At 55.5% G+C, this 25,308-nt stretch carries 22 protein-coding genes and 1 other annotated feature; of the genes, 2 read left to right on the forward strand and 20 right to left on the reverse strand.

Features of this window, described 5'->3' with window-relative positions; genetic code table 11:
* Positions 1-6 precede the first annotated feature (6 nt).
* From ACAF76_RS14785 to ACAF76_RS14795, 3 genes are all read right to left on the reverse strand, one after another.
* Positions 7-2,679 carry a valine--tRNA ligase gene (locus ACAF76_RS14785; protein WP_421616895.1) on the reverse strand — a complete coding sequence of 891 codons (2,673 nt, stop codon included), beginning with the start codon at positions 2,677-2,679 and terminating at the stop codon, positions 7-9.
* Between the two features lie 45 nt (positions 2,680-2,724).
* Positions 2,725-2,975: a binding site (T-box leader), on the reverse strand.
* A 63-nt stretch (positions 2,976-3,038) separates the two neighbouring features.
* Positions 3,039-3,353, reverse strand: coding sequence for an STAS domain-containing protein (locus tag ACAF76_RS14790; RefSeq protein WP_421616896.1), 315 nt, complete (start codon positions 3,351-3,353; stop codon positions 3,039-3,041).
* A 105-nt stretch (positions 3,354-3,458) separates the two neighbouring features.
* Positions 3,459-4,700, reverse strand: a complete 1,242-nt coding sequence (locus ACAF76_RS14795) for an ATP-binding protein (RefSeq protein ID WP_421616897.1) — start codon at positions 4,698-4,700, stop codon at positions 3,459-3,461.
* A 259-nt stretch (positions 4,701-4,959) separates the two neighbouring features.
* Between ACAF76_RS14795 and ACAF76_RS14800 the strand changes: the two genes are divergently transcribed.
* A complete protein-coding gene (locus ACAF76_RS14800) occupies positions 4,960-5,142 on the forward strand; it encodes a hypothetical protein (protein WP_421616898.1) in 183 nt (60 codons plus the stop codon).
* A 45-nt stretch (positions 5,143-5,187) separates the two neighbouring features.
* On the opposite strand, the gene ACAF76_RS14805 is transcribed toward ACAF76_RS14800, so the two are convergent.
* From ACAF76_RS14805 to hemA, 17 genes are all read right to left on the reverse strand, one after another.
* A complete protein-coding gene (locus ACAF76_RS14805; protein ID WP_421616899.1) occupies positions 5,188-6,183 on the reverse strand; it encodes a hypothetical protein in 996 nt (331 codons plus the stop codon).
* 5 nt (positions 6,184-6,188) lie between these two features.
* Complete coding sequence (locus ACAF76_RS14810; protein WP_421616900.1) at positions 6,189-7,166, reverse strand: phosphotransferase; 978 nt, start codon at positions 7,164-7,166, stop codon at positions 6,189-6,191.
* Positions 7,167-7,178: 12 nt separating this feature from the next.
* Positions 7,179-9,044 (reverse strand): LysM peptidoglycan-binding domain-containing protein, encoded by a 1,866-nt coding sequence (locus ACAF76_RS14815; RefSeq protein WP_421616901.1) that lies wholly within the window; start codon positions 9,042-9,044, stop codon positions 7,179-7,181.
* 171 nt (positions 9,045-9,215) lie between these two features.
* Positions 9,216-10,646, reverse strand: coding sequence for a protoporphyrinogen oxidase (hemY, locus tag ACAF76_RS14820; protein ID WP_421616902.1), 1,431 nt, complete (start codon positions 10,644-10,646; stop codon positions 9,216-9,218).
* Positions 10,647-10,659: 13 nt separating this feature from the next.
* Positions 10,660-11,592: a ferrochelatase gene (gene hemH, locus ACAF76_RS14825; protein WP_421616903.1), complete on the reverse strand. Its 933-nt coding sequence runs from the start codon at positions 11,590-11,592 to the stop codon at positions 10,660-10,662.
* A gap of 18 nt (positions 11,593-11,610) precedes the next feature.
* Positions 11,611-12,645, reverse strand: a complete 1,035-nt coding sequence (gene hemE / locus ACAF76_RS14830; protein WP_421616904.1) for a uroporphyrinogen decarboxylase — start codon at positions 12,643-12,645, stop codon at positions 11,611-11,613.
* Between the two features lie 143 nt (positions 12,646-12,788).
* Entirely contained in the window at positions 12,789-13,607 is an 819-nt protein-coding gene (locus ACAF76_RS14835) for a DUF4097 family beta strand repeat-containing protein (protein ID WP_421616905.1), read from the reverse strand.
* Between the two features lies 1 nt (position 13,608).
* Positions 13,609-14,163: an HAAS signaling domain-containing protein gene (locus tag ACAF76_RS14840; RefSeq protein ID WP_421616906.1), complete on the reverse strand. Its 555-nt coding sequence runs from the start codon at positions 14,161-14,163 to the stop codon at positions 13,609-13,611.
* A 182-nt stretch (positions 14,164-14,345) separates the two neighbouring features.
* Positions 14,346-16,220 carry a bifunctional metallophosphatase/5'-nucleotidase gene (locus ACAF76_RS14845; protein WP_421616907.1) on the reverse strand — a complete coding sequence of 625 codons (1,875 nt, stop codon included), beginning with the start codon at positions 16,218-16,220 and terminating at the stop codon, positions 14,346-14,348.
* Between the two features lie 119 nt (positions 16,221-16,339).
* Positions 16,340-17,137, reverse strand: coding sequence for an alpha/beta fold hydrolase (locus tag ACAF76_RS14850; protein WP_421616908.1), 798 nt, complete (start codon positions 17,135-17,137; stop codon positions 16,340-16,342).
* Positions 17,138-17,198: 61 nt separating this feature from the next.
* Complete coding sequence (locus tag ACAF76_RS14855) at positions 17,199-17,699, reverse strand: GyrI-like domain-containing protein (protein ID WP_421616909.1); 501 nt, start codon at positions 17,697-17,699, stop codon at positions 17,199-17,201.
* A gap of 105 nt (positions 17,700-17,804) precedes the next feature.
* On the reverse strand, positions 17,805-19,088 hold the full coding sequence (hemL, locus tag ACAF76_RS14860) for a glutamate-1-semialdehyde 2,1-aminomutase (RefSeq protein ID WP_421616910.1): 1,284 nt from the start codon (positions 19,086-19,088) through the stop codon (positions 17,805-17,807).
* Positions 19,089-19,095: 7 nt separating this feature from the next.
* Positions 19,096-20,070, reverse strand: coding sequence for a porphobilinogen synthase (gene hemB / locus ACAF76_RS14865; RefSeq protein WP_421616911.1), 975 nt, complete (start codon positions 20,068-20,070; stop codon positions 19,096-19,098).
* Entirely contained in the window at positions 20,054-20,878 is an 825-nt protein-coding gene (locus tag ACAF76_RS14870; protein WP_421616912.1) for a uroporphyrinogen-III synthase, read from the reverse strand. Before ACAF76_RS14870 ends, hemB begins: the two co-directional genes overlap by 17 nt.
* The gene (hemC, locus tag ACAF76_RS14875; RefSeq protein ID WP_421616913.1) at positions 20,875-21,801 is read right to left on the reverse strand and encodes a hydroxymethylbilane synthase; all 927 of its coding nucleotides are present in this window, start codon (positions 21,799-21,801) and stop codon (positions 20,875-20,877) included. Before hemC ends, ACAF76_RS14870 begins: the two co-directional genes overlap by 4 nt.
* A 23-nt stretch (positions 21,802-21,824) precedes the next feature.
* On the reverse strand, positions 21,825-22,646 hold the full coding sequence (locus ACAF76_RS14880; RefSeq protein ID WP_421616914.1) for a cytochrome C assembly family protein: 822 nt from the start codon (positions 22,644-22,646) through the stop codon (positions 21,825-21,827).
* A 59-nt stretch (positions 22,647-22,705) separates the two neighbouring features.
* Complete coding sequence (gene hemA / locus ACAF76_RS14885) at positions 22,706-24,067, reverse strand: glutamyl-tRNA reductase (RefSeq protein WP_421616915.1); 1,362 nt, start codon at positions 24,065-24,067, stop codon at positions 22,706-22,708.
* A 253-nt stretch (positions 24,068-24,320) separates the two neighbouring features.
* Between hemA and ACAF76_RS14890 the strand changes: the two genes are divergently transcribed.
* Entirely contained in the window at positions 24,321-25,256 is a 936-nt protein-coding gene (locus tag ACAF76_RS14890; protein ID WP_421616916.1) for a DMT family transporter, read from the forward strand.
* Positions 25,257-25,308 lie beyond the last annotated feature (52 nt).

The raw sequence follows: 25,308 nt of genomic DNA on the forward strand, positions 1-25,308 counted from the left end.
TGAAAATCATGCGCCCTTCAGCTCAGCCAGTCGTGCGATTACTTTGTCCCGTTTGTCCATGTAATCCGCCATCTTGGCTTTTTCTTCTTCCACTACCTTTTCCGGCGCCTTCGCCATAAAGCCAGGGTTGTTCAGCTTTTTCTCGATGCGCTCTACTTCCTTGTGCAAGGTAGCCAGCTCTTTTTCCAGCCGCGCCAGCTCTTGCTCCACATCGATCAGTCCGGCGAGCGGCAAGTACAGCTCGGCTCCGGTGATGACTGCCGACATCGCCTTGTCTGGTCTGGGCAGCTCGAGGCTGATCTCCAAGCGCTCCGGATTGCAGAAACGCGCGATGTACTCTTCTCCGCGAACCAAACGATCGCGTGCTGTGGCATCGCCCGGCTTGATCAACAGCTCGATTTTTTTGGACATCGGCACATTGACTTCCGCGCGGATGTTGCGGACGCTGCGGATGACTTCCATCAACAGGCTCATCTCTTCCTCGGCTTCGGTGAACTTCCACTCTTCCTTGACTGTCGGCCAGGCAGCTACCGTGATGCTCTCGCCCTCGTGCGGAATCGCTTGCCAGATCTCCTCGGTGATGTACGGCATGAACGGATGCAGCAGGCGCAGCGTCTGATCCAGTACCGTCACGAGGACCGACTGGGTCGTCTTTTTCGCTGCTTCGTCGCTGCCGTACAGCGGCAACTTGGCCATTTCGATGTACCAGTCGCAAAGGTCATCCCAGATGAAGTTGTACAGGATACGCCCTACTTCGCCGTACTCAAACGCCTCAGACAGACGCGTGACATCCGCGATCGTCGCCTGCAAGCGGGAGAGAATCCACTTGTCTGGCGTGGACAGCTCACCGGAAAGGTCGATGTCCTCGTAACGGAACCCGACCAGGTTCATCAAGGCAAAGCGGGAAGCGTTCCAGATTTTGTTGGCAAAGTTGCGGTTGGCCTCTACCTTTTCCCAGTAGAAGCGCAGGTCGTTCCCCGGCGAGTTGCCCGTCGCCAGTGTAAAACGCAGCGCGTCGGCGCCGTATTTCTCGATGACTTCCATCGGGTCTACCCCGTTGCCCAGCGACTTGGACATCTTGCGTCCCTGGGAATCGCGGATGATCCCGTGGATCAATACGTTTTCAAACGGACTTTTACCCGTAAACTCCAAGCCGTTAAACATCATGCGCGCGACCCAGAAGAAAATGATGTCGTATCCGGTAACGAGCACATTCGTCGGATAGAAATACTTGACGTCTTCCGTCTCTTCCGGCCAGCCCAGCGTCGCGAACGGCCAAAGTCCCGACGAGAACCACGTGTCGAGCACGTCGTTGTCCTGTTGCAGGTTGTGGCTGTGGCACGAAGAGCACTCGCTCACATCCGTACGGGATACGATCGTCTCGCCGCAATCCTGGCAATACCAGGCGGGAATCCGATGACCCCACCACAACTGGCGGGAAATGCACCAGTCGCGAATGTTTTCCAGCCAGCGCAAGTAGTTGTTTTTGAAGCGCTCAGGCACAAATTTGACGCTCTCTTCACTGGCGGCATTGGCCAAGGCCTGGTCGGCCAGCGGCTGCATGTTGACGAACCACTGTGTGGACAGGTACGGCTCGACGACAGCGTCGCTGCGCTCGCTGTGACCTACCTGGTGAATATGCTCCTCGATTTTGAACATGACGCCCTGCTCGCTCAAATCCTTGATAATCTGCTTGCGGCAGGCGAAACGGTCGAGTCCCTTGTACGGTCCCGCCTGGTCGTTCATCGTACCGGTCTCGTCCATGACGACGATTTGCGGCAGGTTGTGGCGCAAGCCCAGCTCGAAGTCATTGGGATCGTGCGCCGGAGTGATTTTTACCGCGCCGGAGCCAAACTCGGGGTCGACGTAATCGTCTGCAACGATCGGGATTTCCCGGTCCACGATCGGCACGATCACTGTCTTGCCGACGAGGTGCTTGTAGCGCTCATCCTCGGGATGTACCGCTACGGCCGTATCGCCCAGCATCGTCTCGGGACGGGTAGTCGCGACTTCGATGTAGCCGGTTCCGTCTTTGAGCGGATAGCGCATGTGGTGCAAAGCGCCTTTGACTTCCTTGTAGATGACCTCGATGTCGGAGAGAGCTGTGCGCGCTGCCGGGTCCCAGTTGATGATCCGGTTGGCGCGGTATATCAGTCCTTTTTCGTACAAGCGGACAAACACGTCGCGCACTGCCTGTGAAAAGCCTTCGTCCATCGTAAAGCGCTCACGCGAGTAGTCCAGCGCAAGGCCGAGCTTTTCCCACTGTTCACGGATGTGTCCGGCGTAGATGTGCTTCCACTCCCACACTTTTTCGATGAACTTCTCTCGGCCCAGATCGTAGCGGGTCACGCCTTCTTCCCGCAGCGTCGCCTCGACACGGGACTGTGTGGCGATCCCGGCGTGGTCCATCCCCGGCAAAAACAGGGTGCTGTAGCCTTGCATCCGCTTCGTCCGGGTGATGATGTCCTGCAAAGTCGTGTCCAGGGCGTGGCCCAGGTGCAGTTTTCCGGTTACGTTGGGAGGGGGAATCACGATGGTGAACGGCTTTTTGTTCGGATCGCGTTCTGCCTTGAAAAACCCCTTTTCCATCCAGTACGGATACCATTTGCTCTCTGCTGCTTTGGGATCGTAGTTTTTCGGCAGCAATTGGTCAATATCGGTCGTCGGTTGGCTCGACATAATTCTTCCTCCTTCAAGGTAGGTAAAAATAAAAAAACCCTTCATCCAAAGGACGAAAGGATCATTTCGCGGTACCACCTTTGTTAACACACGTCATGCCTTATCAAGACATCTGGCAACGTGTGTCCACTCTGGCGCGGTAACGGCCGCAAACCGCTTCCGGCTAATCACGAATGGTTCACCGGAACAACTCCCGGGCGACCTTCCGCCAGTCCACACAATGGAGAATCTCGCAGCAATTGATTCTCCTCTCTGCTAAGGCTTCCTGGCGTACTCTTCCCGTTCATCGTTGATTTTGATATGTAACTGACAGTCATACAGTATTATATACAACAATACCTTTTTGCGTCAAACCCGCCTTACTCCGCCTTTACCACGTTGATTCCCAATGCCTGCGTGAAGCCGAGAACCTCCAAAATGTCGAGAATCTCTTCGCGCACATTGACAATCTCCACTTGTTTTCCCTGCGCCAAGAGCTTCTTGGTCGTGAAAAACAAACCCCCGATCCCCGACGAATCAACAAAGGAAACATCCTGGAAATCTACCGTAACGGCATCATTACGCTCCCCGTATTGTTTCAAAAGCTCACCCGCGTGCTCGCCAACTGCCATGTCCAGTTCCCCGCGAAGAAGCAGCCGGGCCTGTCCATTCTTCTCTGTAGCGTGGTAATCCATATATTCAAACTCCTCTCGGTATCGTTTCATGCGCAGCAATACTTAGTTGTCCCTTTCCCTGAAATCTCCAAGGATAAACCTGCCATTAGCAGGAAAAGAACGATTCTATTGCACCGGAACGATACATTCCAATATCAGCTTGGTACCCGCCGGCGAACTTCCCAGATACAGGCGATCGCAATACTGAAGCATGACGTGGAAGCCTGCACCGAGCGACTGCTGCGTCGAATATCCCGGCAAGAGCGTGGCCCGTGGCAAATCCTCAAGCAGTATGCCCTGGCCGCTGTCGTGAATGACCGCCCTGCACATTTTCTGGTCGTCCGTGACATACAGCATGACAGAACCGCCGTTGCCATGCTTGATCGTGTTTGACGCTGCTTCGTTGACGGCCACCAGGTACTGGAACAGCCGCTTCTCCGCCATTTGCACCGGCGCCAATGCCGCACGCAGCGCCTTGCGCAGCCGGGCCAAATCCTCCGGGGCGCGCAGTTCCATCGTCAGCCGCACCTTGCCTTCGCGCAGCAGCACGTACAATTCCTCGTCGTTTAGCAGAAGCAGCTTGTTTTTCGTGACAAGACCGAACAGATCGCGGTACATCTCCCATTCGCGCCGCTTTCGCTTGCGCTCCTCGGCAATCACGGCTGTCACGTCGATCAGCGCGATGCCGCAAGTCTGGTCTGGCAATGGAGATACGAACAGGTCGTATATGTTTGCACCGTGTGCAGAAACCACTTGCTCGCGAATGCGAGCGCCAGAGATCTCCGCCTCCTGCAGCAGGCGCTCCATTTCCCGCTCGACGTCCGGACTGACGCGATTGGTTCCCAGCGGTCGGACTTTTTGCTGGTCATACAGATAGAGAAACACCGTGTCGATCTGGCGCAAAAGAGACAGCTTTTGCAGCTCCTTTTTGATCAGGCGGATCCGTTCATCATCGCGATTCTTCCAATCTGTCAAAAGATCGGAGAGATCGAGCTCGCTTTTCATCAGCCAGGTGTGAAACTCCTCCAGCAACAGCCTGTCCAGCACTTCTTCCCGTCGCAGTACCTTTTCGATGTCCATGACGTAGAAAGGATCATCTGCGAAGAGGCGCATCCCGCTGCCGATAATCCGGAAATCGTCGGACAGCTCGACTTCGAACCGCTCATTGAGCGGCACGCTCTTGCTGTACAGACCGATTGCCGTGCGGCTCACAGAGACAAGCTCCGCGTCGCAGCTTTCCTTGCTCTTCAGAAGGTTTACGCGTACACGGCGAGGCGGTATCACCTTTCGCGCATTATCGCCTGCGTCCAGCGCATCCAGACAAAGGTCACAAGCGGGATTGTTTGGACACTGTTCACATAGTATCACGGCCCTCCTCCTTTCCTGCATCACCGATCATGCGCGTCTTGCTGACCGCGGACATGCTTTTTCTTTTTTTCCACTTGCTGTCTGTCCATCGCAAACTGTAAACAGTTTGGCTTCAACAGCATCATATACCATGATGCGCATCGTTACAATTCATTGAGGTGTTTCGCTTCTATTTACCATCTGCAAACAGGGCATGGGGATGATGGCGCTCGCACTTGCCTAAGCTGATCCGCATATGCTGGAACGAGGTGATCTAGCAATGAACTTTCGCTGGAAGTTTCATCCCACGTTTTTGCGGATCAAATTTGCCTGCAAACAGATTTTATTTCCATTGATTGTGTTTCAGTTTATTCGCACGGTGATCTTCCCTACCTCGTTTGATGTCGTGCTGCTGGGGATCCTCGCCCTGCTCTACGTAGCCATTGTGCTCGACTGGCTGTAAGCACGGACAAAAAAAAAAATACGCCTCAGCGGTGAGACGTAATCGCTAAAATGCCTTCCGCAGCCAGCGTTGCAGCCGGATCAAGCGGTCCATGTTTTTTTCCAGACGCCTGACTGACTGCAGTTCCGTCCACGCTCGGCGATTGACGTAGTACGCATCGATATCGCGCATCACTTTTTCCGGATAAGTAAGAAAGGCAGCCAGCAATTCAATTTCGTCCGGACGAAGCGGAAAAATCGAGGCGTATTTGTGAAATAGTTGGGAAGCTCCCCCTGGATCGCCGGCCAGCTGAAAGTAGGTGCGGTAAAACAGCGTCAGGTCGCGAACCGGGGTGTCAAAAACAGCCCTGTCAAAATTAATCAGCCGCGCTGACCCGGTGTAATCAGGAACGATATGAGCCGGATGCGGGTATCCGTGGATCAGGGAGAGACGAAAATACGCATGAGTCTCGTGGCGCTCCTTCCAGTCAACGAGCAAATCGATGGCCTGTCTCGCCACCTCTGAGACAAATTCCTGGTTGGCCAAAAACACCTGGTCGAACGGGGAAGGATACTGCCTTGCTTTGGCTACCTCTACAGCCTTCTCCAGATTTTGCAGCCAGTACCGCCAGCGGTTCAGCAGTGTGTCAATCAACCGCTCTACCTGCCGCGGATCGTCATAGCGGTAATTTTGGGTCAGATGGTGCAGCTCGGCCAGCCTCTCCAGGGTGGGCGGAGCCCATGCCAGCGGCTGCTGTTGCAACTGCTCAGCGCCCGGATGCCATTGTGTCAAATAATACGTGTTCCGCTCGCTTTGAATAAACGGATCGTCGTATTTCGTATACACAAAGGGCACTGCCCCTCTCCAGCCGCGCTCCTGCAACTGCCGCAGCACCTCGCTGATCTGTTCCAGACGCTGCGCCGATGCAGCAGTGCGCTTGCAGACAAATGCGCCATAAGGAGTCGTCGCCTTGAATACATTGGGGTCCTTCAGGGTGTCAATCCTTTGCGCATACATGTCGTACTCCTCAAACAAGGAATAAATTTCCTCATAGCGGCTCACTTCACTCACCCCCTGACCCGTTCGGCGCGATCTGCAATATGGCGCAGCAACAGGTCGATCATCTGCTGGCTGTCCAAAGCCCGCTCAATCTCAGTCGTCGGTACCCGTTCGCCCTGCACGGCTTTCTCGACGAAGGCGGAAATGCTGCGCCAGATTTCACGAGGACGGGCCATCATCGCCAGCAGCAGTGTGTAATCCCCGTAGCTGAGCGGCTTTTCTTCCCCATATCCGTCGAGAAAGGAATCGATCTGCCCGAGCTCGCCATGGGTCAGATACAATTCTCGCAGGTAGCCGGCAACATCGCGCAGCTGGACAGACAACGCCGGTCGAAAAAAGCCGGTCAGATACAGTTTTTCATTCACCGTACCCCAGTTGTCGCGGGTCAAATACCTGTGGGAGACACTGATCGTATCGGGGTTGATGCCGGGATGGGAGAGCATCGTCGCCGATCTTTCCATTCGCTGCAGCAACGGTCCCATCAGCTCGCCCACCCACCTCCGGCGACCCGACTCGCGCCCGATGCCTTTCCAGTACGACTCCGCCATCGCCCGAGCGCGATTCCATTCCGCTTCAGCCTTCAGCCTTTCCTGTTGCAAATACTCCGCTCCCGAGAGCAATGAGCTTTCCTGCTGCACCGCATGCATCATTCCGATCACCCGCCCGCATTGAAAGGCCAGTTCCTCACCCGGACGGCAAGCCTCGATATGCCGCAGATGATCGGTCATCGTTACGCCCCGTTTGCCAACGATCACGAACGGTTTGGCATCCCGTGTGCGAATAAACCGCTCCAGGCCGCGAAATCCTTGACGCGCCAACCGTTCGCGCCAGGCAAACGACCAGCGCATCACATCGACGCGCGGCCAAATGCGGAGCTCCTTGGGACCCCGGTTGGTTTCCAGCAAAACGAAATCGTCCAGGGGCGTAGCCCGAATCACCCGCACCCGGTACTGTCGGCAAACTTCGCTCAGGTCAATCTTGTCCACAGGTCCCACTCCTCACTGTGGAATGTACAAGATTTGTCCGGCTACAAGCTGGTCGGATGAGCTCATGCGGTTTACTTCCAGCAGTTTGGACACAGGCAGGGAATAGCGTTGGGAAATTTGCTCCAGCGTCTCATCGCGTTGGATGATGCACAGCTTCAACTGGCTCGAGCGCTCTTCGCGGTTGCGCACGAATGAAGTGAGATTTTGCACCGCTTCCAGGGTCGGCGCACTCAGTGTCTCGAGCGCTCCTTTGCGCGACGAGCTGGAAGAGGACTGTTCATTGATTTCCTCTGCCTCCTGCCTGGCTCTGCTCGCCTGCGAAAAGATCGAGGTGATGCTGATGCCCCCGCCTTCTTCGCGCATCGGCTTGCCGGAGATCGCCACCCTGACCTCAGTTTGTTCTGCTTCCTCCTGTACCAGCTCTTGCACCTCTGCAGCAGCTTCCACCGCTTCCTCGCCATACTCCTCGGACGGACTGGCGCTGGTTTCCTGGCTAACATCCTGCTGCGGGCTGGCACTCGCCTCCACGCTTTCTACTGTTTGCGAATCGCTCGCTGGCGCATGCGCCGGAACAGATTCTTGCTGTGCCGATTCCGGCTGTTCGGCGGAATCCCTCACAGAAGCAGAAGTGTAGCCAACTGCTGGCGGCTCCATGTCATGGATCGCTACGACCGGTTCATCCGCAGCCGGTCCTGGATACTGTTCCTCTAGCCATGTGTCCTGTTGTGCGTGATCGGTTGTCTGCTCCTGATAAGCTGGATTCCTCGAACCCGCTTTCTGCGTTTCCTTGGGACCGACATCCCCGTAGGTTTGCCCGTACAGCGCACTTGCCGGAAGTGCAGGCTGGTCGAACAAATCTCCGGCCACCTGCTGAGCCTCCCCCGTTTGCGGATACTCGCTTGCCGTGGCATGTGTCACCCGTGGCTCAGGCTGGCTGTCATTCGACTCTTCAGCCGCTTCGCTGGCAATGTTCGCAGCCGTAAAGCCGAACGGTTGGGAATCCTCTTCGCGGACCAGCTCGTCTGTAGTGCTATCCGAAGTCTGTGCTTCCAGCGACGCCTCCTGACTGTCCCCTTCATCGCCGCTGTCAGCATCAAACGAAAATTCCCGCGATCCTGTTTCTTGCTCTTGTTCGTTCACGCTCACATCCCCGTACGTTTGTCCGTACGTCGCACTTGCAGGGAGGGCTGCCGGGTTCAGCCAGCCGGTAGATTGCCTCGCCTCTGCCGTCTCGTGTCGCTCCTGGATTTCCATCTCCTGTTCCAGCCTCGTCAGCTTCTGTTCGATCTCTTCCAGCGAAGACGGCTCTGCGCTCTCCTCCGCAGCTTCGGCGGCGACATGGGAAAACTCCCAGCTTTCATATGCCGTCTGCTCTTCAGCGAGCGGCACTTGCGCTGATTCCGCTGTTTGCTGTTGTTCGGACTCGGCCAGGTCGGCAAACTGGATGCCTCCCAGTTTCAACTCCGCCTCGATCAGCATTTGATGAGGGGATTCGAGCTTGTAGTCAAAGCTGTCGACGACTGCGTAGATGTCGCTCACATCGGCGATGCGCTCAACCGGGATGGTAATGTTGAGCGGAATCCGATGGCCGATCTGCTCCTCCCAGCCATGCGCTGCGTCCCGCTGAAACGGGGCAAATGACATCGCCTCAACCAGAGACTCCGTTCCACCGCTGTTTCCTTCCGCGGTATCCCTGATTGGTTCGTATTTCCCGTACAACTGCAGGCAGCCCGTAATGGAGATGTAGGACTGATTCTCCAACACTTCCACGTCGGGAACCAGCTCCAGCTCTTGCAGTTCGCCGATTCCCGCTTTATCGGATGAGAGGAAAATGGTCTCCTTGATCGTAAAGGTAAGTAGTCCATCCTGTAACGCCATGTATGCTCCTCCTTTCAGGTGCAGGACATTTCCCTATACGATATGAGCGGGACAAGCGTTTTAGCACCGGAAAAAGAAGAAAGGTCGCGACGTGATTTTCGGATAGCCAAAAAAGAGCTGTCAAGCTGGCGCACTGCCAACTCAACAGCTCTTTATGTCGATTGAAACCTATCAGGTAAGCAAAGCTACTTTTTCGGCTGACTCATGCACGGATGCTAGAAACGCAGAGGCGGCCTTTTTCCCCTGGTCGATGCAATCGGGGACTCCTACCCCGCGGTACGAGGCTCCTGCCAGCCAAATCCCCGGCAGCTCCCGCTGAACCGCTTTCTCTACGTCCAGTACCCACTGCTGGTGACCGACGACATAGGGAATGGCATTTTGCAGCCGCGTTACGCGAGCAAACTCCGGCTCCTGGTGAATAGCCATGATTTTGCGCAAATCGTGCAGCGCCCGCTCGACGATCTCTTCATCTGTCCATTGGAGAAACTCCTGTTCGGTAGCGCGACCGATGAAGCAGCGCAGCACCGCCTTGCCCGGCGGGACCATATGCGGCCATTTGCGATGCACCCACGTACATGCAGTAATAGTCGCTCCGGCGTTTCGCGGAACGATGAAGCCCGTCCCTTCCAGCCCCAGCTCGACTGCTTCCTCGGGAAAGCCCATGGCAATGGTGGCGACCATATGCGGCTTCGCCTGCGGCAGAGCAGGCAGCTCGACGTAGGGGCGCAACAGCGTTTCCGTAACGGAGTGAGGCGTTGTAAACAGGATGGCGTCCGTCTCCAGTACCCGTCCGTCCTTCATCACCAGCCGGTATCTGCCCGTTTCGCTGCGAGCGACTTCAGCCAGTCTGGTGCCCTTCCAGATCGATTCGGCGGGCAGACGCGCCTCCATTCCCTCGATCAGCGATTCCAAGCCGTTTTTCAGGCTGAGGAAAATGCCTTTGGGCTGTTCCTTGCTGCCCGTTTTCGGGCGAGAGTGCTTCATCGCCTGTATCAAGCTGCGATGCTGTTTCTCCCACTCCGCAAACTGAGGAAAGCTGGCGAGCAGACTCAGATTGTCCATATCGCCCGAATACACACCAGACAAAAGCGGCTGGATCAAGTTGTCCACGACCTCGTCGCCCAGCCGTCTGCGGAAAAACTGACCGACAGACCTGTCACCCTCTACTTTCGACGCCGGAAGGACGAGGTCGGCGGCTGCCCGCAGCTTGCCCGGCCACGATATCAGCTCAGTGGTCAAAAACGGCTTCAGCCTCGTGGGGACCCCGTACACAGCGCCCTGGGGAATCGGCATCAGCCGATCCCGATGCCAGATGTACGACTGGCCCGTGCTGTTGCGCACGAGCTGATCGCCAAGACGGAGGTCCTTCGCCAGTTGGGCCGCGCTCGGCTTGCGCTCCAGGAAGGAATCGGGACCAAGCTCGATGACGTAGCCGTCGTGTCGCCAGGTCCTGATTTTGCCTCCGAGACGCTCCTGTTCCTCGATCAGTTGAAACTGGACCGGCAACCCTTTCGCTTCCATCTCCCGGTGCAGGTAAAAGGCGGCACTCAAGCCCGTGATGCCGCCTCCTACGATGGTCAAATGACAGGTTTTTGTGTTCATCCGAATCAGACTCCTAGTTTGCCAGCTTTTTTCCGATTGCATCAGCCAAACAGGAGATAAACGCCGGTCTGGCATTTGGCATCGGTGGGCGGTAGTAGCCAACTCCAAGCTCTTCGGTCACAGCCTTGCATTCGATGTCGTTGTCGTAGAGAACTTCCAGATGCTCGGCGACGAAGCCGACAGGACAATAGACAAACGCGGTATACCCATCCTTTTCGTGAAGCTCTCTGGTCAAATCCTGAACGTCTGGACCGAGCCACGGCTCTGGCGTATTTCCGGCGCTCTGCCAGCCGACAGCATAATGAGGGATCGAGGCCCACTCAGCAAGCAGCTTGGCTGTTTCCTCCAACTGGTTCGGATACGGATCGCCGTGCTGGAGGATTTTTTCCGGCAGGCTGTGCGCGGAAAAAATGACGACAGGTTTTTTCGCGTGCTCCTCTGTCATCGAAGCAAACGTCTCGCGGATCGCATCCGTCCAGTACTGCAAAAACCCAGGCTCCAGGTACCAACTGTCGATGCTGTGAATCACCGGGCCGCCGATTTTTTCGGCATGCTCCTTCGCACGTCCATTGTACTCTTTCACGCTGTAGCTCGAGTAATGGGGAGCGAGCACCAGGCTGTACGCTTCGGTGATGCCATCCTGCTTCATTGTCTCCACAGTATCCTCGATGAACGGGGCGATATGCTTGAGTCCCAGGTACCCGACGAATTCGCGATCCGGGTAGCGCTTGTTCATTTCCGCTTCCAGAGCGCGCACCTGCTCATCCGTAATTTCGGCAAAATGATTCAGACCGTCCACCGCCTGGTAACGCGCGATCAGGTCGTCGAGCTGCACTTGCGGAGGCTTGCGTCCGTGGCGAATATGCGTATAGTACGGCTCAATCTCCTCAAATCGCCGCGGCGTTCCGTATGCCATCAGCAGCAATCCCGTTTTTTTCTTCGTCATTTTGGTCACCTCGCCTACTTATTTCCGTTGGTAGCTGTGAATCAAGCGGGTCAATTTTTGCAGGGTCTCGACCGATGCATCCGGGAAAACGCCATGGCCCAGATTGAAGATATAGCCTGGTGTTCGCGTACCTTCCTCGAGTATTTCAAGCGCTTTGGACTCCAGCTTTTCCCACGGAGCCAACAGCAGCGTCGGGTCCAGATTTCCTTGCAGCGCCTTGGTCACACCCAGCTGACGGGCAGCAGTAATCGACGTGCGCCAGTCCAAACCGACGACGTCTACTGGTAAGCGGTTCCATTCCAGCAACAGATGCCCTGCACCTACGCCGAAGTAAATGGTCGGAACGTCAGTCACCCGCAGTTCGGAAAAAATCCGCGTCATCACCGGTGCAATAAACGTCCGGTAGTCTTCGTCGTTCAATGCCCCTACCCAGGAGTCAAATACTTGCACAGCCTGGGCTCCGGCGCGGATTTGCGCTTTCAGGTAGGTGATCGTCATGTCGCCCAACTTGTCCATGAGCGCCTGCCACGCTTCCGGCTCGGTGTACATAAAGGCCTTCGTCTTGTGATAGTGCTTGGACGGGCCGCCTTCGATCAAATAGCTGGCCAGTGTAAACGGCGCGCCCGCAAACCCGATCAGCGGCACGGACAACTGCTGGCGCAAAATTTTGATCGACTCCAGCACGTACGGCACGTGCGTATCCGGGTCCAGATCCTGCAAGCGCTGCACATCGGCGAGCGATTCGATCGGGTTGGCAATCACCGGTCCAATGCCCGATTCGATATTTACATCGACCCCGATCGGCTTTAACGGCGTCATGATGTCAGCGAACAAAATCGCTGCATCCACGCCCAGCTGCTCAACAGGCAGGCGCGTCACTTCCGCACAAACTTCCGGTATATAATTCATTTCGAAAAAGCTGTACTTCGCCCGGATCGCCCGATATTCCGGCTGGTAGCGTCCAGCCTGACGCATGTACCACACTGGCACGTGTTCGGTCGCTTCCTTGCGACAAGCCTTTAAAAACGTGTCATTAAACGGTTTTGCGGCCATGAATAAACCTCACTTTTTATACGAATATCTTATCTAATCCTTATCATACCATTGCGAAATCGCCAAAGGCGCTCTCTTTTGTGTCAAAATCTTTTCGTTTCTTTTGTTTCCCAGTCCATTCCATTATTCTTGCCAATCCTTGCTTACTGAATCCAAATATCCCCGGTTACTGTCTCCACACTAAGGGCGGGCGCCGTATCCGTTTCCATGACCTGCGGCCAGTCGACGCGCACATCACCCGTATCGGAGAGCAGCCGCAGCCTGGCTGACGTCGGCTGGGCGATGACGGACAGCTCGACATCTCCGGTGTTGGTCGCGATCGAGACATCATGTACAAACTCCGGCATCCGACGGACCTCCACATCGCCGGTGCTGCTCTTCGCACGCAATGCCGCCCTCAGATTTTCCAGGATAATGTCACCCGTCTGCGTCGCCAGCTCTACCTCTTCGCCGGTAAACCCGCCGACGAGAATATCGCCGGTACTTGAGCGGATGTCTCCGCGCTTGGCGGAAAGGGCGCCGGTCTGTATATCTCCGGTCGACGTCTGGATGTGCACACTGTCGTATCCGGTCTCCGTAGCAGGCAGGAAAATTTCCAGCTGGAGATATCGATTGTCGGTCCACAGCATCTCCATCTCGCGCAGTTCCCTGACCTCGACGTGCAGCGTGCCATCCGGCGTCACTTCGCTGTTCAGCTGCAAATCGTCCTTGCGTGCCTGCACAACCCTTCCTGACAGGCGTATGCTCGTCTGATCGGACTGGCTGGGGGAAAGAATGACATCCGCCGTACTGGTCGATACCTGCAGCGCCTTTACGCTTTCCGCAATCGTGTGCTGCTCATTTACGGGGAGCAGGGAAACGGCAAACGGATCGCGCTGCACAAACAGCCAGAGCATGCCCCCCAGCCCGACGACAAACAGCAGCAAGCAAAATTGAAAGGAGCGCTTCAGCCCTTTGTTCATGTTATCTCCCCCTGATTAGCTGCAAGTTGAACTGCAGATAGCGCAAAAATTGCCGGTACAGCCAGATCGTGAATTTTACAAGCGCGATCGCGAACATTCCTCCTATTCCGAACGAGACCATGCTTGCGAACAGGAAGAACAGCTTCTGGTCTGAACTCTCCACGAACGGAGCCGGCACAAAGAAAATGCCGATCGGCGCAGCCAGCAGCACAAGCGCCACAGCATAAAGCGAAGCCAGTACGCCGAGGAGCGAGACAAACGGACCGAGTACAAAGACCAAGTTGACAATTCCCAGGCTAATCGTAGCCAGTATCGCTCTCCATATATTGCGGACAGAAGTATCCGACTGAGCTTGCTGAATCCGATACCCGGCCAAAATTTTTCGTGCGACCTCCTGCGGACTGCCTAGCGACGCGGCAATCTCTTCCTCGCTCTTGCCCTGCTGCGTCCCCCGTAAAAAAAGCTCTGTATGATCTGCAATAATGTCCAGTCGTTCCTTGTCCGGCAATTCGTCCAGCAGCCTGCCCAATTCGTCAGTGAACTCGCGCCTCGTCATGTGCGAAACCCTCCTTCCGAACCCAATCTTCCCGATTTTGAATCGATGCTCTTTTGCATCGTGTACGCCAAAAGAAGCAGACCGTCTAAAATCGTACCAGTTTATTCCTAGCTGTGACAAGGCGTATATGAAAAAAAGACAGGCAAATGATGACTCTTTGCCTGTCTTTTCCTGACTTTTTCTTATTTCACTTCGACAATCCGGCCCTCTACTTGCGGATTGACTACACCTCGTTCGATCAACGCCGCTTCTACGACGCTGTACATGGACAAGCCTGTGTTGAAGAACGGCTTTTTCAGCATTTCATAGCCGTCGCCACCAGCCGCCAGGAAGTCGATCGTAGCCAGCTTGTACGTTTTTTCGAGATCCAGATCGGCATCGCCCACTTTGACTTCGACGACGCGCTCGCCTGCCGGCTTGCTCGGATCGAAAGTAAAGCTCATACCGCTGATTTGCGGGAAGCGTCCAGCGCCGTTCTCCACGTCGCTTACGCCGTTTTCCAGAGCAGCTTTCAACTCTGCACCGGTCACTTCCACGATCGCCAATGTGTTGTTTTCAAATGGAAGCAACGAGTACAGGTCTTTCTTGGTAATGTCGCCTGCGGGGAGCTGAGCGCGAATACCGCCGCCATTTGCCAGCGCGACATCTGCTTCGTAGCCGGCAATGCTTTGCGTACGCTCCAGCATGATGTCGGCGATCAGGTTGCCGACGTTGGTTTCACGCGTACGCACGAGGGTGCGGTCGCCATCCAGCGCTACTTCGGATTTGGCGATGACCACATCCATAACGCTGTCGATATTTTTTTCGATCTCTTGCACCATTTTCTCGATTTCCGGATCAGCCTGTACGGTCTCGTCGAATTCCTTCAGTCCGCTGGTAAAGGCGACCAGTTCATCATCGAGGTAGTACAGGTCAGCGCGCCCCACAGATTTACCGTATTCCCAGTCCTGTACAATGTAAGTTCCATTTACCAGTTCCGGTTCGCGCAGCGCAGTGTGGGAGTGGCCGCCGACGATCAGGTCGATGCCCTCTACATTTTCGGCAATTTGCTTGTCCACGTCGTATCCGACATGAGAGAGAAGGATGACGTGATCAACTTCTTTTTTCAGTTCGGGAACGGTTTCTTTCAGCACCTCAATCGGGTTTTTGAAGGTAAGTCCTTTGACGTTGTCAGGGTGCGTCAAAACAGGAGTGTCTTCCGCCACGACACTGACGATACCGAATGTCTTTCCGCCGATCTCAGTCTTGAAGGTAGGCGCCAGCAAGTGCGTGCCGTCCTCTTTATACACGTTGGCGGCAAGCACTGGATACTCCAATGCGTCGCGCAGCTTCAGCAACTGCTCGGATCCGAAGTCAAACTCGTGGTTACCCGCTGCCATCACATCGAAATCCAAGGCGTTCAACACAGGGATGATAGATTCACCCTTGAATTGGTTGACAAAAATCGTTCCCTGGAAAGTATCCCCTGCATCCAACAACAGGAAGTTTTCACTTTCAGCACGCCACTCATTGAAAATTGTGGCCATTTTGGCGTAGCCAAACTCTTTTTGTCCCGCATCTTCTTTGATGTGTCCATGCACGTCGTTTGCATGCGCGATGGTAACCTGCGTCGTTACCGCATCACCGAGCGCCTGGAAGAATTCCCCGCGCGTCACTTGCGCCTTTTCCTCCAGATTCAGCTCGTAGCCCAGCTTGCTCGCAATGGCAGCCAGTGCAGCAGAGGAAACAGCCTGGGACGGATTGGCAGCGTCAGCGTCTGTAATGGCTCCTTGCGCTTTCGCCCAGTTGAGATAAGGAGCGGACCAGTGCGAACCGGCAGGAGCCGTCTCCAGTGTAGCCTCATTCAGTTTGGCAAAGACTACTGTGGCTTCAGCCAGCGTAATGGTGCGGTCCAGGGCGAGGTCGCCATTTTGTCCCGCGGAGATGATCGATTTTTTCGCCATCCAGTCTGCGTGTTGTACCGGGTGAAGCGGTGCGGCAAATGCAGATGTGGCCATCAACGACGCAAAGACAACCGAAGCAAGTGCCGTCATGGAAAAGCGGCGCACTTTTTTCATGCTTTGTTTCCCCTTTCTATGTATCTATTTATTAGAACACGTGACCATTATAGCAAAAAGGAGGTAACTTTTGTCTCATAGAATCTGCAATATTCGCCAAAGTGCGCACAGCGATTGCGCTATTCCCGGGAAAAACGCCCGATAAAACGGCTGATCGCCTGTGCCATAAGCTCCGTTGCTTCCAGCATCCCCATATGGCCTGTGCCCTCCAGCAATACCTGTTCGACGTGTTCGCCGTCTGCTCGAAATGTTTTCGCCGCCGGGATGATCTGATCGGCATCCCCTGCGATGAGCAAGATCGGCAAATGCGCCTCTTGCAGCACCTGCTCGCGGTTTTTGCGATCGCGCATGCCGCGCAAGGTCTGGACGGCTGCCTGCGGGTTCGTGGCGAGACCGATTCTCTTGGCCAACTCTACTTCTTCGGTCATTTTTGCGAGATTGTCGGGTGCAAACAGCTTGGGAACCAGCGCACGGATAAACGGTTCCATGCCGCCTGAGAGAATACTCTCTATGGATTTGTCCCGGTTGGCGCGCGCCTCTTCCCCGTCCGGCAGCGGCGTAGAGTGAATCAGGCCAAAGCTGGCCAGCCTGTCCGCATGCTGCTCGGCAAAAGCGAGTGTGACATAGCCGCCGAGCGAGTGACCGAACAAGTGAACAGCATGCAGTTCCAACGCCTCGAAAAACAGAAAAAGGTCCTCGGCGAGCACTTCCATCGTATGCGCTTCATCGTTGCCGCTACTGTCGCCATGTCCGCGCAGATCCGGAGCAATGATGCGAAATTGCGGCAGGAGTGAGCCAAGCCTGTCCCAATACGAGGAACTGCCGCAAAAACCGTGGAGCAGCACGATCGTCTGCTCTCCGCTGCCTACCTCCCTGTAGGCTGTCGTCGTTCCGTTTTTCAGATTGATCTGTCGCATGTTTTCTCTTCCTCCTTTCAGTCTGTTTTCATCTTGCCCGATCGCTTCCGCACGTAACCTCCTAGTCGGTCTGATCTAGTTCCGCCTGTGCGAGCGGGATGTATATCTCGTAGCTGTTTTCCTGTCGTGCCGCTTCGTGATGGGAGGGGATGTAGCGTGCGTCGTAGCGCTCCATCCGCAGCGTGTTCCAATCGACCTGGATACGCTGCTCCTCCAGCCATTGAAACAGCCTTGTATACGTGTGCTGTACCTCGGACATGGGGCCTGTGTGGGTAAACTGCGCGTACGTTCGCGCGGGAATCGTCAGTGCGACCATCTTTTCCGGAATCGTTTCGAACCGTTCTACTTCGACCGCAATGTACTCCGTATGCATCTTGTAGGTACGGTTTTCGTCGCTAATGTCGTAGCGAACATCGGCATCGACTACCAAGGGAATTTCTTTCTGGCGTGTGAGAAAATGCGCCCACTGCTTCGGCATCTCCTCCAGCAGCATCGGGAATGTCCCGGAAAAGCTGATTCCGATGAAATGCTTTTGCGGCACTCGTACAATATTGCCTTCCATCCTCGATCACCCTCCTGATTTTGCAGCTTGACTTTCCTGTACATTTCCTGAAAAACAGGAAAAAACCTCCTGGATTCAGGAGGTTTTTTCACGAATTTTGCTTTCTTACAGTTTTTGCATCGCCTTGTAGCTGGCTTCAATCGTCCGTTCAATATCTTCTTCGCTGTGTGCGATCGAGACGAACATCCCTTCAAACTGCGAAGGCGGCAGCATGATGCCGTCATCCAGCAGGTGGCTGAAGTAGGCGGAGAATTGCTCCAGATTGGCGGTTTTCGCCGTCTCGTAGTTGATGACCGGAGTATCGGTAAAGAACAGGCAAACCATCGAGCCAACCCGGTTTACAGTATGCGGAATCCCGAGCTTGCGGGCGTTCTCCGCCAATCCTTCGCCAAGACGTGCAGACAGCTTTTCCAAGCGCTCGTATGTGCCCGGCTTGCTCAACTCTTGCAGCGTCGTCAGCCCTGCCGCCATCGCAAGCGGGTTGCCGGAGAGCGTACCTGCCTGGTAGATCGGGCCTGCCGGTGCGATCTGCTGCATAATCTCGCGCTTGCCGCCGTATGCGCCAACAGGCAGCCCGCCGCCGATGACTTTCCCCATCGTCGTCAGGTCAGGCGTGATTCCGTACAGCTCCTGCGCACCGCCCAGCGCGACGCGGAAACCAGTCATTACTTCATCGAAAATGAGCAGTGTGCCGTATTGCTGCGTGATCTCGCGCAGCCCTTGCAAAAATCCGGGGAGCGGCGGCACGACGCCCATATTGCCGCCGATCGGCTCGACGATGACCGCTGCCAGGTCTTCTCCGTATTTTTCAAACGCCAGCTTGACGCTTTCCAGATCGTTGTACGGTACTGTGATCGTGTTGTGCGCCGTCCCTTCTGGAACTCCCGGGCTGTCAGGCAAACCCAGCGTGGCGACGCCTGATCCGGCTTTGATCAAAAGCGAATCGGCGTGACCGTGGTAGCAGCCTTCGAACTTCATAATCTTGTTGCGTTTGGTATAGCCGCGCGCCAGGCGCAGTGCGCTCATCGTCGCTTCCGTACCGGAGTTGACCATGCGCACGACTTCCACCGAAGGCACCAGTTCACAGACCAGCTTGGCCATCTCCGTCTCGCGCTCTGTAGGCGCACCGAAACTGGTGCCCAGTGCCGCGACTTCCGTGATCGCAGCCAGTACGCGAGGATGGGCGTGGCCGAGGATCAACGGGCCCCACGAACCGATGTAGTCAATGTAGCTGTTGCCATCGACATCGTAGACGCGACTGCCCTCGCCCCGCTCGATGTAGACCGGATTTCCTCCGACGCTTTTGAATGCTCGTACCGGACTATTCACACCGCCCGGGATGTACTGCTGCGCTTCTGCAAAAAACTGACTCGATTTGTCCCGTTTCATCGTTTTCTCAAGCCTCCAGCCATTTTGCCACGTCTTTGGCATGATAGGTAATGATCAGATCGGCGCCGGCGCGTTTGAATCCGACCAGCGTCTCCATGACGATGTTCTTTTCATCGATCCAGCCGTTGGCTGCAGCCGCCTTGACCATGGAGTACTCTCCGCTGACATTGTAGGCGACGATAGGCTGATGGAAGTTCTCGCGCAGGCGCAGCACCATGTCCATAAAGGCCATGCCGGGCTTGACGATCAGAAAATCTGCTCCTTCCTTGACGTCGGATGCCGCTTCGCGCATGCCGTCGCGCGCGTTTGCCGGGTCCATTTGATAGCCTTTGCGGTCACCCGATTGCGGCGTCGATTGGGCGGCTTCGCGGAACGGGCCGTAGAAGGAAGAAGCGTATTTGACTGCATAGGACATAATCGGAATGTGTTCGAAGCCGGCTTCGTCCAACCCTGCGCGAATCTCCTGGACAAACCCGTCCATCATATTGGAGGGAGCGATGATGTCCGCACCTGCTCTCGCTTGCGAAACTGCCGTGTCCACGAGCAGTTTCAGCGACTCGTCATTGACGACTTCGCCGTCTCGCAGGACGCCGCAATGACCGTGATCGGTGTACTCGCACAGGCAGGTGTCGGCGATGACGATCAGCTCCGGATGCGCCGCCTTGATTTGACGGATCGCCTGCTGGGTAATGGCGTTATCGTTGTAGGCTTCCGAACCGCAAGCGTCCTTGTGCTCCGGCACGCCAAACAGGATGACAGACTGGATGCCACAAGCAACGACTTCTTTCATCTCTTCCGCGAGCGTATCGAGCGAGAAGTGATATACGCCTGGCATAGATGGAATCTCGTTCTTTACATTGCTGCCTTCCACGACAAACAGCGGATAGATCAAATCCTCCATACGCACATGATGTTCCCGAACCAGGTTGCGCATTGTCGCACTGCTGCGCAAACGGCGGTGGCGGTCAAAGGTTTTTGCCATCTTTCATTCCTCCCCAATAATTGGTCAAAGCATCCAGCAAGCCGTCCGTCGTGTATTCGCTGGCAACCACATGAACAGGCAAGCCGAGTTTTTCTGCAGTCCTGGCCGTAACCGGACCGATGCAGGCAAAGGTCACGCATTCCTTCCAGCCTGCGTCAGCAACCGGCGTCAGCGCCTCGACGAAGTGAGCCACGGTAGACGAGCTGGTGAACAGAATCGCGTCGATTTCCCCGCGTCTCAGCCGCTCAGCAGCCAATGGCGCCTGTTCGGCGTCGATGACCGTGTGGTAGACATCGACTTCGGTCACCTCCAGCCCCCGCTCTCGCAGTTGTTCCGGAAGATGCTTGCGGGCGATGTCGGCGCGCGGCAAAAGCACGCGCTGTCCGGGGCGCAGATGGTCCTGCAAGCTGTCGAACAGCCCCTCTGCCACATAGTCAGACGGGATGACCTCGACCTCGAGACCGAGCGTCTGCAGCTCTGCCGCTGTCTTCGGGCCGACCGCTGCCAGGCGCCCTGTGAACGCTTCCCGACCAAACCCCAACTGACGAATACGCTCCCAAAAAAAGCGGACGCCATTCACACTGGTGAAAATCACCCAGTCAAAGTCAGGCAGAGCGCGGATCGCCCGGTCCAGGTGACGTGTATCCTGCACCGGCACCATTTTAATCAGCGGGAAGGCGAACGCCTCTCCCCCCAGCGCCTCGATCTTTTCGATCATCTCCCGAGCCTGGCTGCGGGAGCGTGTGACCATCAGGCGCTTGCCCGTCAACGGCCCGGATACCGATGCACCCGCTTGTGCCGAACTCATTTTCCATTCTCCTCGAGCACTTTTGCCAAAATCTCTCCCGCCCCCTGAGAGAGCACATCTTCTGCTACCTGCAATCCCACGGCGAGCGGATCGCTGCCAGTGGCGACGCTCTTGCACATCTGTGTGCCGTCTGGCGAGCCGACCAGGCCGGTCAGGGTAACGACTCCTGCATCGACCGTAGCATACGCGGCGATCGGCACCTGGCAGCCGCCCTGCAGCTTGTGCAGGAAGCTGCGTTCTGCCGTAACTGCGAGACGAGTCGGTTCATCGTCCAAAAGACGCAGCAGGGACAGCGTGCGTTCGTCATCCGCGCGACATTCGATCGCCAAAGCGCCTTGTCCGACGGCAGGCAGACTGATCTCTACAGGCAGATACTGGGAGATCGTTCCTTGCCAATCGACGCGTTCCAGTCCGGCCGCAGCCAGCACAATGGCGTCAAAATTGCCTTCCTCCAGCTTGCGAATCCGCGTGTCGATATTGCCGCGCACGGATTCGATCCGCAGGTCCGGACGATAGGCCAAAATCTGGGCGGCCCGCCGCAGGCTGCTCGTGCCCACCAACGCGCCCTCTGGCAGTTCATCCAGCTTCTTTCCGTCTTTGGACAGAAGCACATCGCGCGGGTCAACGCGCTTCGGGATGGCGCCAATTACCAGGCCTTCGGGCAATTCCGCCGGCATATCCTTCAGGCTGTGTACGGCAAAATCCGTCTCCTTGTCGAACAACGACTGTTCGATCTCCTTGACAAACAGCCCTTTCCCTCCCACTTTGGACAGGGTCACGTCGAGAATGCGGTCCCCTTTTGTCACGATCTCGTGCAGTTCGAAGTCCGCTTCCGGGGCCAGCTTTTTCAGTTGTGCCACGACCCAGTTCGTCTGTGTCAGGGCAAGCCGGCTTCGGCGCGTGCCCACTTTCCAAATGCTCATGTTGAAAGCCTCCTATTCAGCCGTTACCACCAGCTGTGAAATGTCGAAGAATTCGTCGAGAAAAAATTGATCAGCAAAAGCGCAAATGCCAGCAAATTCAGGATCGCCAGCTTGTTCATTTGCAGTGTGTCGCGATAGCGCTGATACAGCCAAAAGGAATACGTGGCCAGCACCAGCAGGGAAAGCACGACCTTGGCATCAAACAGAAACTTCTCCGGCGGCAAGACCATCCTCCCCCAGATTATCCCCAGCACGATGGAGAGAAGCAGCATCGGCACGCCAATCATGTTCATCCGGTACGCATACGACTCCAGCTGGCCCAGGCTGGGCAAGCGGCGCAACAGCGGCGTCCACTTTCGCCCTTTCAACATCCGGTGCAAAAACAGGTACACGGCGGAAAAAATCATCGAAAGGGAAAATGCCCCGTAGCTGAACATCGCCAGCGTCACATGGGTGAGCAGAAGCTCCGAAGTGAGGATATTGGAAACCTCCGGCATCGGCGTGACAGGCAGGAACATGGACATGACGAGAACGACAAAGCCGATGATGTTGGTAAAAAAGACCAACAGATCAATGCGAAAAAAATAGTGGATGGCCAGCGACAGGCTCACCAGCACCCAGGAATAAAAAAAGAGCGTCTCGAACAGTGTAACGACAGGAAAATAAGACTTCGTCACCATTTGCGAGACGAAAAAGACCGATTGCAAGGCCCAAACGACAGCAAGCAACCCGAAAGCCAGACGATTGGCTTTCCGGTTGCTTTGCAAGAAGTCGTTAAAATAGAAGAGAACACTCGCAGCGTAGAGAAAGATGGTCAAATCGTAGATCCATCTCACATCAGCCATGTACTCTCTCCTCTCTTTCACAATTTCTATCTACTTTGTACAGGCAGCAATGGCAAGGCTTATGATTTTTGCGAAGCCAGAACTCCTTCAGGAGAGGACGACTGTTTGGTATTCTTCTCTTTTGTCCAGGCCGCTTCCTGCTCATTGCGGGTGAGGATTTCCTCCAAGGCAAACATCTCTGTGAATATCTCCAGCACATCGTCGCCTTTTCTGCCCGCCGCCATCTCTTTCAGGCGGACGACCGGATCGTGCATGAGCTGGTTGACGATGCCTTTGGTCGTCTTGCGGATGATGTGCATCTCCCGCTCTGTCAGATTGGGCAGCTTGTTTTCGATCTTGCGCATCGCTTCTCCGTGAACACCCAGCGCCTTTTCGCGCAGTGCGGCAATCAGAGGAGCGACACCCAGCGTCTGATACCAACTGGTAAAGGCGACAATCTCCTCGGCGATCATGCCGTCCAGCCGTTCGGCTTCGCGCGAACGCTCAGCCACATTGCTGGCGACGATCCCTTCCAGGTCGTCGATGTCGTAGAGGTAGACGTTGTCCAGATCGTGCAGGTCAGGATTCAGGTCCCGCGGAACCGCGATGTCCACCATAAACAGCGGACGATGCCTGCGCTGCTTCATAATCGGTGCCAAATCTTGTTTGCCCAGTACGTAGCCGTTTGCCCCTGTGGAGCTGATGACGATGTCGGCAGCGAGCAGCGCCTGTGGCAACTGCTCCATCGTACAGGCGTCCCCTTTGAACTTTTGCGCCAGAAGCTGCGCTCTCTCCAGCGTGCGGTTGGCTACCAGCACACTATCTGCGCCGTTGGCGTGCAGGTGTTTGGCTGTCAGCTCGCTCATCTTGCCCGCTCCGACGATCAGGACCGTCTTGCCTGCAAAGGAGCCGAAAATCTTCTTGCCCAGCTCGACTGCCGCATAGCTGACGGAGACGGCGTTTTGCCCGATGGCAGTCTCGGTGTGGGCGCGCTTGGCAAACGTAATCGCCTGCTTGAACAGCGTGTTGAACACGGTACCTGTCGTCCGAAGCTGCTGTGCCTGCAGGAAAGCGTCGCGCACCTGTCCGAGAATCTGCGTCTCGCCCACTACCATCGAATCAAGCCCGGTCGCGACGCGAAGCAGATGGTCGATCGCCTGCTCGTTTTCTTTTATATAAAGGTGTTCCCGAAAAGACGCTTTGTCTACGCCGAACCATTCAGCCAAGAAGCGTAGGGTGTAATCCCGGCCTACATTCGCCTGGTCGCAAACGACGTATACTTCTGTACGGTTGCACGTGCCGATAATGACGCACTCTGCAATGCTCTTCGTCTGGGAGAGAAGATGAAGAGCACGCTCTGTCCCGTCATCGCTGAAGGTAAACTTTTCGCGAATTTCGACAGGCGCCGTTTTGTAGTTGAGTCCCAGCACAAGTATATCCATAACATCCTCCCAGAATCAGTAACCTGTTCGTTCAGGAATTCGTGTGTAAAATGTACTATCATTATAACATTATGTCCCAAATGGGATAGGAGTAATTGTGAAAAGTTTTTAAACGGCTGCACTTTGAAAAAGCCTCGGCCAGTCTGGTACTCTGTCAAAACTTTCTTGCGAATCCCGTATCAATGACGTATCATGCAGGCTATACGCATCTTGCTGTTACAACTTCAAATACCGGACAGGAGTAGAGATTCAATTGAAAAAACCATGGATGGCTGATATTGCCCTGCTATTCGTCGCCTTTATCTGGGGAACCACATTTTTGGTTGTGCAGCAGGCGATTTCCTCGCTGCCGCCCAACACGTTCAATGCGGTGCGGTTTACGATTGCGGCCTTGTTTTTATTCGTCTTCCAAATTACCATATACCGCGGACAAATCAGGCAATGGCGACGACCGCTTCTGATCGCGGGCGCGATTATCGGGTTTTGGCTCTGTCTTGGCTACGCCCTGCAAACAGTCGGCCTGCTCTATACGACGCCGTCCAAGGCCGGCTTCATCACCGGGCTGTCGGTCGTGCTCGTACCGCTCTTTTCCTTTTTGATCCTGCGGGACAGAGTAAAGCCGGCTGCAGTAGTCGGGGTGATTCTCGCCGCTATCGGGCTGTACCTGTTGACGCAAAACCAATCGTTTTCCTTTAATCTCGGCGATGTCCTCGTCTTCGGCTGCGCGATCTCCTTTGCCATGCAGATCGTCATTACCGGCAAGTATGCGCCGCGCTTTCCCGCCCTGCCCCTGGCCATCGTACAGTTGACGACAGTCGCGGCAATGAGCTGGCTGTACGCATTTTTCTTTGAGGATTACTGGCTCGCTTTTGATCCTCAGGTGTTGCTGATACCGGAAGTGGCGTTTGGATTGGTCATCACATCGATTTTCGCGACGGCACTGGCTTTTCTGATCCAGACAGCTCTGCAAAAACGTACCAGCTCGACACGCGTAGCGCTCATTTTCGCGCTGGAGCCCGTGTTTGCCGCGCTAACCTCGTACGTCTTCATCCACGAGGTGCTATCTGGCCGCCAGTTGTTTGGCTGCATGCTGATTTTGGTCGGCATGCTGCTGGCCGAACTGCCGATCAAAGAGTGGCTGGCCAAAACGCGCAAACAGCAAGAAGGACACAACAAGCATACGGCTTGATTCTGTCTCGATCACAAAAAAAACAACCGGGGATGCCCATAGTGGTCAAGAC

Source organism: Brevibacillus sp. TJ4 (assembly GCF_044627595.2).
GTDB lineage: Bacteria > Bacillota > Bacilli > Brevibacillales > Brevibacillaceae > Brevibacillus.

What these genes read in the sequence shown, in the direction of transcription:
- hemB (WP_421616911.1), bottom strand. Translation starts at nt 20,070, where the DNA reads ATGGCAAAAACCTTTGACCGCCACCGCCGTTTGCGCAGCAGTGCGACA.
- ACAF76_RS14835 (WP_421616905.1), bottom strand. Translation starts at nt 13,607, where the DNA reads ATGAACAAAGGGCTGAAGCGCTCCTTTCAATTTTGCTTGCTGCTGTTT.
- hemL (WP_421616910.1), bottom strand. Translation starts at nt 19,088, where the DNA reads ATGAAACGGGACAAATCGAGTCAGTTTTTTGCAGAAGCGCAGCAGTAC.
- ACAF76_RS14790 (WP_421616896.1), bottom strand. Translation starts at nt 3,353, where the DNA reads ATGGATTACCACGCTACAGAGAAGAATGGACAGGCCCGGCTGCTTCTT.
- ACAF76_RS14815 (WP_421616901.1), bottom strand. Translation starts at nt 9,044, where the DNA reads ATGGCGTTACAGGATGGACTACTTACCTTTACGATCAAGGAGACCATT.
- ACAF76_RS14870 (WP_421616912.1), bottom strand. Translation starts at nt 20,878, where the DNA reads ATGAGTTCGGCACAAGCGGGTGCATCGGTATCCGGGCCGTTGACGGGC.
- ACAF76_RS14850 (WP_421616908.1), bottom strand. Translation starts at nt 17,137, where the DNA reads ATGCGACAGATCAATCTGAAAAACGGAACGACGACAGCCTACAGGGAG.
- ACAF76_RS14880 (WP_421616914.1), bottom strand. Translation starts at nt 22,646, where the DNA reads ATGGCTGATGTGAGATGGATCTACGATTTGACCATCTTTCTCTACGCT.
- ACAF76_RS14845 (WP_421616907.1), bottom strand. Translation starts at nt 16,220, where the DNA reads ATGAAAAAAGTGCGCCGCTTTTCCATGACGGCACTTGCTTCGGTTGTC.
- hemE (WP_421616904.1), bottom strand. Translation starts at nt 12,645, where the DNA reads ATGGCCGCAAAACCGTTTAATGACACGTTTTTAAAGGCTTGTCGCAAG.
- ACAF76_RS14785 (WP_421616895.1), bottom strand. Translation starts at nt 2,679, where the DNA reads ATGTCGAGCCAACCGACGACCGATATTGACCAATTGCTGCCGAAAAAC.
- ACAF76_RS14800 (WP_421616898.1), top strand. Translation starts at nt 4,960, where the DNA reads ATGAACTTTCGCTGGAAGTTTCATCCCACGTTTTTGCGGATCAAATTT.
- hemH (WP_421616903.1), bottom strand. Translation starts at nt 11,592, where the DNA reads ATGACGAAGAAAAAAACGGGATTGCTGCTGATGGCATACGGAACGCCG.
- hemC (WP_421616913.1), bottom strand. Translation starts at nt 21,801, where the DNA reads ATGAGCATTTGGAAAGTGGGCACGCGCCGAAGCCGGCTTGCCCTGACA.
- ACAF76_RS14855 (WP_421616909.1), bottom strand. Translation starts at nt 17,699, where the DNA reads ATGGAAGGCAATATTGTACGAGTGCCGCAAAAGCATTTCATCGGAATC.
- hemA (WP_421616915.1), bottom strand. Translation starts at nt 24,067, where the DNA reads ATGGATATACTTGTGCTGGGACTCAACTACAAAACGGCGCCTGTCGAA.
- hemY (WP_421616902.1), bottom strand. Translation starts at nt 10,646, where the DNA reads ATGAACACAAAAACCTGTCATTTGACCATCGTAGGAGGCGGCATCACG.
- ACAF76_RS14840 (WP_421616906.1), bottom strand. Translation starts at nt 14,163, where the DNA reads ATGACGAGGCGCGAGTTCACTGACGAATTGGGCAGGCTGCTGGACGAA.